Annotated in this window: 2 protein-coding genes; one reads left to right on the top strand and one right to left on the bottom strand. The window is 70.7% G+C overall.

What is annotated here, in order from left to right; genetic code table 11:
* Window positions 1-25: 25 nt before the first annotated feature.
* Window positions 26-12,700: a type I polyketide synthase gene (locus STRNI_RS37940; protein ID WP_277412871.1), complete on the bottom strand. Its 12,675-nt coding sequence runs from the start codon at window positions 12,698-12,700 to the stop codon at window positions 26-28.
* 359 nt (window positions 12,701-13,059) lie between these two features.
* On the opposite strand from STRNI_RS37940, the gene STRNI_RS37935 reads away from it, so the two are divergent.
* Complete coding sequence (locus STRNI_RS37935; RefSeq protein ID WP_277413378.1) at window positions 13,060-14,466, top strand: NDP-hexose 2,3-dehydratase family protein; 1,407 nt, start codon at window positions 13,060-13,062, stop codon at window positions 14,464-14,466.
* Window positions 14,467-14,578 lie beyond the last annotated feature (112 nt).

Here is a 14,578-nt window from a genome sequence, read left to right as displayed (position 1 = left end):
ACCGGCGGTCGGTGTGCGTTCCGGATCAGCCGGTCCCGAGTTCCCTGTCGATCAGGTCGAACATGTCCTCATCGCTCGCTTCCGCGAGTTCGTCGTCGACGGTCGCCGGTGGTGGCGGGGTCTGGCCTTCCCATTGGGCGAGCAGGCCGCGCAGTCCCTCGGTGAGTGCCCGCCGGGTGTCGTCGTCGCCGGCCGCTTGCAGTGCGCTCGAGACCTGTTTCAGTTCATGGAGCACGTGGGTTCCTCCCCCTGCTTCCGGTTCCAGCTGCGGTTCCGGTTGCGGTTCCCGGGGCAGCAGCTCGTCCCGCAGATACTCGGCGAGCGCGGTCGGTGTGGGGTGGTCGAAGACCAGAGTGGCGGGGAGCATGAGCGCGGTGACCGCATTGAGCCGGTTGCGCAGCTCCACTCCGGTCAGTGAGTCGAAGCCCAGCTCACGGAAGGCCCGGGCGGGCCTGACCGCGTCGGTCGAGGAGTGCCCCAGTACGGCGGACGCATGGGTGCGGACGAGGTCCAGGAGCATCCGCTTGCGCTTGGCCTCCGGAAGCGCGGCCAGCCTGCCCGGCAGCTCCGAACCCTTCTCACCGGCCTCGTCCGCCTGCTCCTCCTTCTGGCCGGCGAGCAGTTGCCGTACGTCCGGCAGCTCGTCCAGAAGCGGACGGGGCCCGCTCACCGTGTAGGCGGGGAGAAAGCGGTCCCATCGGATGTCGGCGACGACGAGGGTGGTCTCCCCGTGGTCGACGGCTTCCCGCAGCGCATGTACGGCCAGGCCGGGATCCATTGCGGGGACACCACGGCGGCGCAGCTGCTCGGCCACGGCCTCGTCGACCATGCCGCCTCCGGCCCAGGCACCCCAGGCGATGGAGGTGGCCGGGCGGCCCTGTGCCCGGCGCCATTCGGCGAGTGCGTCAAGAGCGGCGTTGGCTGCCGCGTAGGGTCCCTGGCCGCCGTTGCCCCACACTCCGGCGCCGGAGGAGAACAGTACGAAGGCGTCCAGCGGGTGATCCGCCAGCAACTCGTCGAGGTGACAGGCACCGGAAACCTTGGCGTGTACGGCGGCCATGGCGTCATCGAGGGAGGTCTCGCCCAGTGGACGGGCCTCGCCGACGACGCCCGCGGTGTGCACGACGGCGGTCAGCGGAGCCTCGTCGGTGAACGAGTCCAGCAGCTTGGCCACCGCGGCCCGGTCGGTCACATCGCATGCGGCCACGGTGACGCGCGTACCGAGGGCGGTCAGCTCGGCGGACAACTCGGATGCACCGGGGGCGTCCGGGCCGTGCCTGCCGGCGAGTACCACGTGCTCCGCACCGCCGGCCGCGAGCGCCCGCGCCACATGGGCGCCGAGGGCTCCGGTGCCCCCGGTGATGAGAACCGTGCCGCGCGGCTGCCACGGCTCGGCCACGGCCGACGGGGCGAGGGGCGCGCGCACCATACGCCGGACATGGACGCCGGACGAGCGGACGGCATACTCGTCCTGGCTGCCGCCGTCACCGCCGAGCAGGGCCAGGAAACGGCGCAGCGCGTGCTCGTCCAGGGTCCCCGGCAGATCGATCAGGCCACCCCAGCGCTCACGGTGATCGAGGCCGAAGACCCGGGCCAGACCCCAGAGGGCAGCCTGGCCGGGGTTGCGTATCGGGTCGGACGCCCGGTGGGTTTCCGGTCCCCCTGCGGCGGCGTCGGTGGAGACGGCTCCCTGGGTGACCGCCCAGAGGCGGGCCTTCACCTCCGAGTCGGCGAGTGCCTGGGTGAGGGCCAGAGTGCTGAGCAGACTGCTGGGCACTCCCCTGTGGCCGCCGGCGTCCCGGTCGTCCAGCGCGAGCAGCGACACCACATGCAGCGGGGCATCAGCATCTCCGCGCAGCGCCGCCAGCTGCGCCGCCAGTTCCGCACGGTCGGCAGCGGCCGATACGGGCATGATGCGGGCCCGGTCGCCAAGACCATGAGAGGTCGCCTGCACGAGGTCATCGTCCAGGTGGCCGGCGGGCACAACGATCAACCAGCGCCCGGCCAACTCGGCTTCCTCCGGCTCGGGTTGGGGTCGCCAGACGATCCGGTAGCGCCAGCCGTCGACCGTGCTCCGCCGCTGCCGGCCCTGCCGCCACGACGACAACGCCGGCAACACCTCACGCAAAGCCCCCGGATCCGCCAGCCCCAACGTCGCCGCCAGACCCTCCAGATCCGCACGCTCCACCGACTCCCAGAACCGCGCATCCACCGGATCGACCGCACCGTCCACCGACGACCGCCCCGACTCCAGCCAGTAGCGGCGGCGCTGGAAGGCGTAGGTGGGCAGATCCACGAGCCGCGGACGATGCGCGGCAAACGCCGGGGACCAGTCCACGTCCACGCCGTGTACGAACAGCTCGCCGAGCGAGGTGTAGAGCCGCGACAGACCACCGTCGTCACGACGCAGCGTGCCCGTCACCACCGCCTCCACGCCCACAGCCTCGACGGTTTCCTGAAGTGGCACGGTGAGTACGGGATGCGGGCTGACCTCCACGAAGGTGCGGTGGCCGGCCGCGATGAGGACTTCGATGGCGGGCGCGAACTCCACGGTCTGCCGCAGGTTGGTGAACCAATAGCCGGCGTCCATCTCCGCCGTGTCCACCCACTCCCCCGTCACCGTGGAGAACAGCGGTACGGACGACTTCCGGGGCGCGACCGGCGTCAGGACCTCCCTCAGCGTCTCCTCGATCGACTCCACATGGGCGGAATGCGAGGCGTAGTCCACCTCGATGCGACGCGCACGGACCTCGCGCTCCTTGCACCCGTCCATCAGCTCATCGAGCGCGTCCGCATCGCCACTGACCACCACGGACGACGGGCCGTTGACCGCCGCCACCGAAACACGGCCGTCCCACGGCTTGATCAACTCCGCGACCTCGGACGAGGACAGCGCGACCGACACCATCCCGCCACGACCCGACAGCGCACGGATCGCCTTACTGCGCAGGGCAACCACCCGGGCGCCATCCTCCAGGCTCAGGGCGCCTGCGACGCAGGCCGCGGCGATCTCCCCCTGGCTGTGCCCCACAACCGCCGCAGGCTCTACTCCATGGGCCCGCCAAACCTCCGCCAGCGACACCATCACCGCCCACAACACCGGCTGCACCACATCCACCCGGTCCAGACCCGGCGCCCCCTCATCCCCACGCAACACCGCAGTCAGCGACCAGTCCGTGAACGGCTCCAACGCCGCCTCACACTCCGCCAACCGACCCGCAAACACCGGTGAAGAATCCAGCAACTCCACCGCCATACCGACCCACTGCGACCCCTGACCCGGGAAGACGAACACCGTCCTGCCCGAGTCACCCACCGCAGTCGTGGGGCTCAACTGCCTCAGCTTTTCGGCCAGTTCATCGGTCTCCGAGCCCACGACGACCGCCCGGTGCTCGAACGACGACCGCGAAGCCACCAACGACCAACCCACATCAACCGGCGACCAGCCGGCACCCGTCGCCCGCGACGCCAACCGCTCCGCCTGCGCCACCAACGCATCAGCAGAACGCCCGGACACCACCCACGGCACCACCACACCCACACCGGAAGCCGAAGACGACGAAGGAGACTCCCCTCCATCAGCCAACTTCGCCTGTTCGACGATCACATGCGCATTGGTCCCGCTGATGCCGAAGGACGAGATACCGGCACGGCGCGGACGGTCCTCTTCAGCCGTCCACGGCCGAGCCTCGGTCAGCAGCTCCACCGCGCCCGACGACCACTCCACATGCGGCGACGGTTCGTCCACATGCAGGGTCGCCGGCAACTCGGCGTGCCGCATGGCGAGCACCATCTTCATGACACCGGCCACGCCGGAAACGGTCTGGGTGTGCCCGATGTTCGACTTGACCGAGCCGAGCCACAGCGGTCGGTCCGCCTCCCGCTCCTGCCCGTACGTGGCGAGCAGCGCCTGCGCCTCGATCGGATCGCCCAACGACGTGCCCGTACCGTGCGCCTCCACGGCATCCACCTCACCGGCCGACAGTCGGGCATCGGCGAGCGCGGCCCGGATCACCCGCTGCTGGGAGGGACCGTTGGGTGCGGTGAGGCCGTTGGACGCACCGTCCTGGTTGATCGCCGTCCCGCGGACGACCGCCATAACCGGGTGCCCGTTGCGGCGGGCGTCCGAGAGGCGTTCCACCAGCAGTACGCCGACGCCCTCGGAGAGGGCAAAGCCGTCGGCCGCCGCCGAGAACGGCTTGCACCGTCCGTCCCGCGCCAGCCCCCGCTGCCGGCTGAAGCCGAGGAACGGTCCGGGATCAGCCATGACCATCGCGGCTCCCGCTACGGCGAGCGAGCACTCCCCCGAGCGGAGTGCTCGCACCGCCATGTGCAAGGCGACCAGAGACGACGAGCACGCCGTGTCGACCGTGACGGCTGGACCTTCCAGGCCGAGCGTGTAGGCGACCCGGCCGGATGCGACGCTCGCGGCCGCTCCGGTCGCGAGATATCCCTCGATCTGCTCGGCGGCCGCCATGCGCAGGCGGTTCCCGTACTCCTGGTCGGTGACGCCCATATAGACGCCGGTCCCGCTGCCGCGCAGGGATTTGGGGTCGATGCCCGCGCGCTCGAAGACCTCCCACGAGGTCTCCAGGAGAAGCCGCTGCTGCGGATCCATGGCCAGGGCCTCGCGCGGCGAGATCCCGAAGAACTCGGCGTCGAAGTCACCCGCGTCGCCCAGGAATCCGGATTCCCGGACGTAGCTGCTGCCCGGCTGGTCGGCATCGGGGTCGTAGATGCCGTCCAGGTCCCATCCGCGGTCGGTGGGGAAGGCGGACATCGCGTCGACGCCGTCCCGGACCAGCCGCCACAGGTCCTCGGGCGACTGCACGCCCCCCGGATAACGGCAGGCCATGGACACGACGGCGATCGGGTCGTCGTCCGCGGGGAGCGGCACGAGGGCGGGCGACGTGGCCGGCTTCGCGGCGGGTTCCTTCCCGCCGGTCAGTTGGGCCTCGACGTAGCCGGCGAGCGCTGCCGGGCTGGGATGGTCGAACACGACGGTCCTGGGCAGCCGCAGGCCAGTGGCCCGGCTCAGGCGGTTGCGCAGCTCGACGGCAGTCAGCGAGTCGAAGCCCAGCTCCTTGAAGGGGCGTTCGGAGTCCACGGGGGCCGTCTTGTCGTGACCGAGCACGGAGGCGACCTGTTCGCGGACGAGATCCAGCAGTGCTGCGCTGCGCTGCCGGACATCGAGTCCGGTCAGCTTCTCGGCGAGCGGCGACCGGGCGGAGCCCCGCTCGGTCCCGCTGCCGTCGGCTCCGGGTCCGTCTCCGTCCTCGTCCGCCGCGAGTTGAGGGATATTCGTGAGCAGGCGGCTGGGCCGTACCGAGGTGAAGACGCTGTTGAAGCGCCGCCAGTCCACGTCGGCGACCGCGATCGAGGTCTCGTCGTGGTCGAGCGCCTGCTGGAGCGCGGTGAGCGCGGTGTCCGGGTCGATGACGGGCACTCCGCGACGCCGCAGTACCTCGTGGATCGAGTCGGCGATCATGCCGCCACCCGCCCAGGGGCCCCAGGCGACCGACAGTACCGGCAGCCCGTCGGCCCGGCCGCGTTCGGCACGGGCGTCGAGGAGCGCGTTGGCGGCGGCGTACGCGCCATGGTCGGCCACTCCCCAGGTGCCGGAGATGGAGGAGAAGTAGACGACGGCGTCGAGTTGTGCGGGATCGAGTGCGGAGGACAGATGGTCGGCTCCGGCGACCTTGCCCACGAGCGCAGCCGCGAGGTCTGCCGGTCCGGCCTCCGCCAGCGAGCCGAGGGCGCTGACACCGGCGGCGTGCACCACTGCCCGGACCGGGCCGTGGTCCTGCTCGATCTGCCGTACGAGGTCCGCCACCGCCTGCTGGTCGCCGATGTCGCAGCCCGCCACGGTGACCTGGACGCCCTGGTCACGGAGTTCGGAGCACAGTGCGGCCACGCCGGGGACATCGGCGCCACGGCGGCCGGTGAGGACGAGATGTTCCGCGCCATGGGCAGCGAGCCAACGGGCGATATGGGCGCCCAGCGCTCCGGTGCCGCCGGTGACGAGGACGGTGCCGCGGGGGCGCCAGGAGCGCCGCGGCGTCACACCGGCGACCGGTGCGGGAATCAGCCGCCGCCCGAACAGGGCGTCCCCGCGGACAGCGAGCTGATCCTCGTCGCCACCGGCTGCCAGGATCCGCGCCACCAGCGCCGCTGGCCGGCCGTCCGCCGCCGGCTGACCAGCGGCCTGGCCGGGCATGTCGATGAGACCACCCCAGCGCTCCGGGTGCTCCAGCGCGGCGACCCGGCCCAGCCCCCAGATCCCGGCCTGGTCGGGATTCACCGGCGCACCGTCCTCGCCGGTGGAGCTGCCGATGGCGACCGCACCTCGGGTAACGCACCACAGCGGGGCGCCGATCCCGGCGTCTCCGAGTGCCTGGAGCAGTGCGAGGGTGAGCGAAAGACCGGTGGGAACACAGGGGTGAGTACGGTCCGGCCGTTCATCCAGGGCCAGGAGTGACAGCACTCCGGCGTACGGAACGGACTCGGCGCGCAGCAGATCCGCGAGCTCGGCGCCGTCGTCCACCGTCAGTGAGTGTGTGTGCGCGCCCGCTTCCTCCAACGCCTCCCGGACGCCCTGCACCAGCACGTCGTCCTCGTACCCGTCCGGAACCACCACGAGCCAGCTGCCGTCGAGTTGCCGGGCGGCCGGCTCGGTGAGGGGCCGCCACACAATGCGATAGCGCCAGCCGTCCGCCGTGTCGCGCTGCCGCCGACTCCGGTGCCACGACGACAGCGCAGGAAGCACCTCGTTCAGGGTCTCGACGCCGGGCAGCCCGAGCGTGCCCACCAGCGCTTCTGCGTCCTGGTCCCCGACGGCCGTCCAGAACGCCTCTTCCTCAGGGGATACGGCCACGGCCGGGGCATCCGGCTCCAGCCAGAAGCGCTGCCGCTGGAATGCATACGTCGGCAGCTCCACCCGGTGCGGGCGCCGGTCGGCGAACACGGGAGACCAGTCGACATCGACACCGTGCGCATACAGCTCAGCAAGTGAGGTGTAGAGCCGGGCGAGGCCTCCGTCGTCCCGGCGGAGAGTGCCCGTCACCACCGCATCCGCGCCAGCGTCCTCGACGGTTTCCTGAAGCGGCACGGTGAGCACGGGATGCGGGCTGACCTCCACGAACGTGCGGTGACCGGCCGCGACGAGGGCCTCAACGGCGGGCGCGAACTCCACGGTCCGCCGCAGGTTCGCATACCAGTAACCGGCGTCCATCTCCCCCGTGTCCAGCCATTGCCTCCTCACCGTCGAAAACAACGGCACGGACGACTTCCGAGGTGCGACTGGCGCCAGGACCTCAAGCAACTCCTCGCGGATCGACTCCACATGTGCCGAATGCGAGGCGTAATCCACCTCGATCCGACGAGCCCGGACCCCGCGCTCCCGACACCTGTCCATCAGCTCGTCGAGCGCATCTGCGTCACCGGAGACCACCACGGACGACGGGCCATTGACCGCCGCAACCGAAACCCGACCGCCCCACGGCTTGATCAGGTCCGACACCTCGGACGAGGACAGCGCCACCGACACCATCCCGCCACGACCTGACAACGCACGGATCGCCCGACTCCGCAGCGCCACCACCCGGGCGCCGTCCGCCAAACTCAACGCCCCGGCCACGCAGGCCGCGGCGATCTCCCCCTGGCTGTGACCGACGACCGCCGACGGCTCCACACCATGGGCTCGCCACACCTCCGCCAACGACACCATCACCGCCCACAACACCGGCTGCACCACATCCACCCGATCCAGACCCGGCGCACCCTCAACCCCACGCAACACACCACTCAACGACCAGTCGGTGAACGGCTCCAACGCCGCCCCACACTCCGCCAACCGACCCGCAAACACCGGCGAGGAATCCAACAACTCCACCGCCATCCCCAGCCACTGCGACCCCTGACCCGGGAACACGAACACTGCGCCTGGCTTGGGCGCGATGGGTACGGAGCCGGTGGCGGTATGGGGGCCGGGGTCGTCGTTGGTCACGGCGTGCAGCTCCGTGAGCAGCGCGGCGCGGTCGGCGCCGATGAGTACCGCTCGGTGTTCCAGTGCCGTGCGGGTCGTGAGCAGGGAGTGCGCCACGTCGTACGGTGCGGCGTCGGGGAGGGAGGCGAGATGCGTGGCGAGCGCGGCTGCCTGTGCGCGCAGTGCGTCGGGGGTCCGGCCGTGCACGACCCATGGCACGACCGGCTGGTCAGCGCTCCCGCCGTCCCCGTTTCCCGCGCCGCCCTGTTCCTCGTCGCCGCTTTGCTCCTCGTCGCCGCCCTGCTCTTCGTCGCCGCCCGGCCCGTGCGGGGCTTCCGGCGGACGCTGTTCCACGATCACATGCGCGTTGGTGCCGCTGATGCCGAACGACGAGACACCGGCCCGGCGCACCTGCCCGTTCTCCTCCCACGGCTGCGCCGCGGTGAGCAGGCGAACCGTGCCTGCCGACCAGTCCACATGCGGGGACGGTGCATCGAGGTGCAGGGTTTCCGGCAGGACGCCGTGTTGCAGCGCGAGCACCATCTTGATGACCCCGGCGACCCCGGCGGCGGCCTGGGTGTGCCCGATGTTGGACTTGAGCGAGCCGAGCCACAGCGGCCGGTCGTCGTCGCGGTCACTGCCGTATGTGGCGAGCAGCGCCTGGGCTTCGATGGGGTCGCCGAGGGCCGTCCCGGTACCGTGCGCCTCGACCGCGTCGACCTCGGACGGCTGCAGCCCGGCAGCGGCGAGCGCGGCCCGGATCACGCGCTCCTGCGAGGGCCCGTTGGGGGCGCTGAGGCCGTTCGAGGCGCCGTCCTGATTGGTGGCGCTGCCGCGCATCACGGCCAGCACCGGGTGGCCGTTGCGCCGGGCGTCCGACAGGCGTTCCAGCAGCAGGATCCCGGCGCCCTCGCCCCAGGCCGTGCCGTCGGCGGCGGCGGCGAACGGCTTGCACCGTCCGTCGGGCGCGAGCCCCCGTTGACGGCTGAACTCCACAAACATTCCCGGCCGGGACATCACCGTCGCCCCGCCGGCGAGCGCGAGTGTGCACTCTCCCGCGCGCAGGGCCTGCGCCGCGAGGTGCAGCGCCACCAGGGATGACGAGCACGCCGTGTCCACGCTGATGGCCGGTCCTTCGAGACCGAGCGTGTAGGCGATGCGTCCGGAGGCAACGCTCGTGGTCGTCCCGGTCAGGACATGCCCCTCGACCTGGTGGCTCGCCTGGTGGAGACGGGGGCCGTACTCCTGTGCCATGGCGCCGACGAATACACCCGTGAGACTTCCGCGGATTCCCGCCGGGTCGATACCTGCCCGTTCCAGGGCCTCCCAGGAGGTCTCCAGGAGGAGCCTCTGCTGCGGGTCCATCGCCAGGGCCTCGCGCGGCGAGATCCCGAAGAACCCGGCGTCGAAGGACGCGGCATCCAGGAAACCGCCCTCGCGTACGTAACTGGTGCCCGAACGTTCGGGGTTCGGGTCGTACAGGCCGTCGGTGTTCCAGCCCCGGTCGGTGGGGAACGGCGACACCGCGTCCACTCGGTCCCTCAGCACCTGCCAGAGATCTTCGGGCGACCGTACGCCACCGGGGTAGCGGCAGGCCATGGCGACGATGGCGATCGGCTCATCGGGGTCGATGGCCGGGCGGTGCGCTGGTTCCACGGCGTTGCTGCCGCCCAGGAATTCCGCGTCGAGATGGCGGGCCAGCCGAGCGGGAGAAGGATGGTTGTACAGCGCCGTGGACGGCAGCCGAACCGTGAGCACCCGGTTCAGCCGATGGCGCAGCTCCTCTGAGGTGACCGAGTCGAAGCCCAGATCCTTGAAGGTCCGGCCCGCGTCGATCGCGGAGGGCTCCCGATGGCCGAGCACTGCCGCAGCGTTGCCCCGTACGACATCGAGCGTCGGCCGGCTCGTCCCGGGGCCGGCGAACGTGGCATCGGCGGGCCGGCTCGGCTCAGGGGAAGCGGTCCGGCGGGGGCGCTCGGCGGTGTGCTCGGCGGTGTGCTCGGCGGTGTGCTCGATCCAGTGCCGCTCGCGCTGGAAGGCGTAGGTGGGCAGATCCACGAGCTGGGGGCGATGGGCGGCGAAGGCCGGGGACCAGTCGACGTCCACACCGTTCACGTACAGCTCGCCCAGTGAGAGGTAGAACCGGGCGAGCCCGCCCTCACCACGGCGCAGCGTGCCCACCACCACCGCCTCGGCATCCGCGTCCTCAACCGTCTCCTGCACCGGCATCGTCAGCACCGGATGCGGGCTGACCTCCACGAACGTGCGGTGACCGGCCGCGACGAGGGCTTCGACGGCAGGCGCGAACTCCACGGTCCGCCGCACATTCGCATACCAATACCCGGCATCCATCTCCGCCGTGTCCAGCCACTCCCCCGTCACCGTCGACAACAACGGCACGGAAGAAGCCCGCGGCGTAATGGGCACCAGGGCCTCCCTCAGCGTCTCCTCGATCGACTCCACATGCGCCGAGTGCGAGGCGTAGTCCACCTCGACCCGCCGCGCACGCACCCCACGCTCCCGGCACTCCGCCACCAACCGGCCCAGAACATCACCATCACCGGACACCACCACCGACGACGGACCATTGACCGCCGCAACCGAGACCCGACCGTTCCATGCCTTGATCAGCTCCTCCGTCTCGGGCCGGGGCAACGCCACCGACACCATGCCGCCACGCCCCGACAGGGCACGGATCGCCTTGCTGCGCAGCGCCACGATCCGGGCGCCGTCCGCCAAACTCAGCGCCCCGGCGACACAGGCCGCGGCGATCTCCCCCTGGCTGTGGCCGATGACCGCCGATGGCTCCACTCCATGGGCGCGCCAGACCTCCGCCAACGACACCATCACCGCCCACAACACCGGCTGCACCACATCCACCCGGTCCAGACCCGGCGCGCCCTCAGCCCCACGCAACACACCACTCAACGACCAGTCGGTGAACGGCTCCAACGCCGCCCCACACTCCGCCAACCGCTCAGCGAACACCGGCGAGGAATCCAGCAACTCCACCGCCATGCCCAGCCACTGCGACCCCTGCCCCGGGAAGACAAACACCGGCCCGCCGGAGCGGTCGGACACTTCGCCGAGTGTCACTGCGGCATCGGGGCGTTCCTCCGCCACCGCGCGCGCCCCGGAGGTCAGTTCGCCGGTCTCCGCCCCGACGATGACCGCCCGGTGCTCGAACGACGACCGCGACGCCACCAACGACCAACCCACATCAACCGGCGACCAGCCGGCACCCGCCACCCGCGACACCAACCGCTCCGCCTGCCCCGCCAACGCACCCTCAGAACGACCCGACAGCACCCACGGCACCACCACGCCCACACCCACACCCGCACCCGACGCCGGAGCACAGGCCGCTACGTCAGCCGGCCGTCCAGCACCTTCGGACTGCCCCGCCCGCTCGACGATCACATGCGCATTCGTGCCGCCCATGCCGAACGACGAGACACCCGCGACGAGTTGCCGGCCCTCCTGCGCCGTCCATGCACAAGACTCCGTCTGTACCCGCAGGTTCAGGGCGTCGAGCGGAATGCCGGGGTGGGGTGTGGTGAAGTTCAGGCTCGGCACGAGGTGTCCGTGCTCCACGCACAGCACCACCTTCAGCAGTCCCGCGATTCCTGCGGCCCCTTCCAGGTGGCCGATGTTCGACTTGACCGAACCCACCGGCAGCGGGGTGCTCCGTCGTGGGTCGGTGCCGAGAGCGGCGCCGAGTGCCGCCGCCTCGATGGGGTCGCCGACCTTGGTGCCGGTGCCGTGCAGCTCCACATAGCCGATGTCGCCGGGGTGGATGCCGGCACGTTCGCAAGCCAGGCGCACCACCTCTTCCTGCGCGGCGGCGTTCGGGGTCGTGAGTCCGGGCCCGCCGCCATCGTTGTTGACCGCTCCGCCGCGGATCACGCAGTGGACATGGTCACCGTCCGCCAGTGCGCTGGCCAGCGGCTTGAGGACGACGAGGCCGCCTCCCTCGCCGCGTACGAACCCATCGGCACGGGCGTCGAAGGTGTAGCAGAGGCCGCTCGGGCTGAGTGCGCCGAAGCGGGACATGGCGATGGTGCTCTCGGGGGCGAGATTGAGGTGCACCCCGCCGGCCAGGGCGGTTTGGCAGTCTCCGTGACGCAGGCTGTCGCATGCGGCCTGGACCGCGACGAGCGACGAGGACTGAGCGGTGTCCAGGGTCATGCTGGGGCCGCGCAGACCGAGGTGGTAGGAGATGCGGTTGGCGATGAGTCCGCGGTTGAGGCCGGTCGGAGTGTGGTGGTCGAGTGCCGCGGGGCCCTGCTGGTGTACGAGTACGGCGTAGTCCTCGACGGTGGCTCCGATGTACACCCCGGTCCGGTGGCCGTTGAGCCGTTCGGGGCGGATGCGGGCGTTCTCCAGGGCCTCCCAGCCGAGTTCGAGGGCGAGCCTCTGCTGTGGGTCCATCGACTGCGCCTCGCGCGGTGAGAGGCCGAAGAAGGCGGCGTCGAAGGACGCGACTTCGTCGAGGAAGCCGCCCCGGGCCGGCTCGGACACCCCTGACTGCGCCAGGAGTTCGGCGGTCCAGCGGTCGGCCGGCGCCTCGGTGACGGCGCTTCTGCCGTCGCGGAGGAGTTGCCAGAGGGCGTCGGGGTCGGCGGCCCCGGGCAGGCGGCAGGAAAGGCCGACGACCGCGATCGGCTCGCCGTGTGGCGAGGGAATCGTGGAGTCCGCGGATTCCGACCCGTTCATCAATCGCACTCCCTACGCGAAGCGGCACCGGCTTGCGTTCACCGTTCCACAGCGGCGGGCTCCGAAAGGTGGGCCGAAGGCCACCTCTAGGGGAACTCCTAGGCGCGGCGGAAGGTCCTTCCGTACCGCCCTGAGCAGGGCTTCCGCAGCAGTGCGCGACCGCCTGCCGCAAGCCTTCGGCGGCGGACCCCGCAACCCCATTCCCAGGTGCTTCGGTGCCCTGGCCGCCCCGCCCGGCCATCGGGGGCAAGGCGCAGAGAACTAGGTGAATGCCAGGAATCCCCGATGCAGGCTGTGCGGGGAAAGGGCGGCCGTCCGGTGCCGTACACACATCAGCATGGAGGGGTGCAGCAATGCATTTGGACAGCACAGTGGAGCCGTTGCGGTCATCCGGCCCCGCACTGTCTTCCCGGCGGGCGGTGGCACTGTCCTCCCGGCTGGCCGCCTCCGCGCTCGCCACCGACGGCGGGGTGATGAGCAACGAGGCGTTCCACGCGTGGTTCGAGGAGCGGCAGCGAACCCATGCGCTGAAGGTCAGCCGTATAGCCTTCGAGGAACTGCGGGGCTGGAACTTCGCTCCCGGAAGCGGGAATCTGCGGCATGACAGCGGGCGCTTCTTCTCCATCGAGGGCATCCGGGTCCGCTCCGACTACGGGCCGGTCCGCGAGTGGTGCCAGCCGATCATCCACCAGCCGGAGATCGGTGTGCTGGGCATCGCGGTCCGCGAGATCGACGGGGTGCTGCACTGTCTGATGCAGGCCAAGCCGGAGCCGGGGAACATCAACGGGGTGCAGCTCTCCCCCACGGTGCAGGCCACCAAGAGCAACTACACGCGGGTGCACGGCGGTTCCGCCGTGCCGTACATGGACTGCTTCATCGACCCCGATCCGCGCCGGGTGCTGGCCGATGTGCTCCAGTCCGAGCAGGGGTCGTGGTTCTTCCGCAAGCGCAACCGCAACATGGTGGTCGAGGTGGGCCCCGAGGTCGAGGCGGGCGAGGACTTCTGCTGGGTCACGCTGGGCCAGCTCGGTGCGCTGCTGCGCCATCCCGATCTGGTGAACATGGATGCCCGTACGGTGCTGTCCTGCATCCCCGACTGGCGCGCGGGTTCGTCGACGGCCAATGCCGGCCTGCACTCCGATACGGAGATCCGCAGCTGGGTCACGACGCGACGGGCCCGGCACGAGATCACCACCGAGCCGCTGCCGCTGCGCGAGGCAGCGGGCTGGCGCCGCTCGGACGAGGCGATCTCGCATGAGAGCGGGCTCTTCTTCAGCATCGTCGCCGTAGATGTGAGCTCGCACCGGCGTGAGGTCCCGGCCTGGTCACAGCCGCTGCTCGAACCGCACGGGCTGGGGATTGCCGCGCTGCTGGTGAAGCGGATCGGCGGGGTGCCGCATGCGCTGCTGAGCGCACGGGTCGAGCCGGGCTTCCTCGATGTGGTGGAGCTCGGGCCCACTGTGCAGTGCACTCCGGAGAGCTATGCCCATCTTCATGCCGCGGACCGTCCCCGGTATCTCGATGCCGTGCTGGACCGCGGTCCGGAGCGGACGCTGTTTGATGCCGTGCTGTCGGAGGAGGGCGGCCGCTTCCGCCATGCCCGCAGTCGCTACCTGATCATCGAGGTGGACGAGGGCTTCCCGACCGAGGCGCCCGAGGACTTCCGATGGGTGACGCTATGTCAGGCAGATGAACTGCTGAAGTACAGTCACTATCTGAATGTGCAGGCCAGGACCCTGGTCGCGGGGATGAGGACGCTCCCGTAGCCGGAACTGACGCGTTCGCGACCGGCGTTCCGGGCCGCCCCTCCTTCGATGGCGCCCCGCAGGTCGCTCAGCCCGCCCCCTCCCCGCATTGACGCACCAGGAGGGTGCTCCC

The sequence above is a fragment of the Streptomyces nigrescens genome, assembly GCF_027626975.1.
GTDB lineage: Bacteria > Actinomycetota > Actinomycetes > Streptomycetales > Streptomycetaceae > Streptomyces > Streptomyces nigrescens.
The sequence above is the reverse complement of the archived record's forward strand: the minus strand, read 5'-3'. Positions and strand labels throughout refer to the sequence as shown.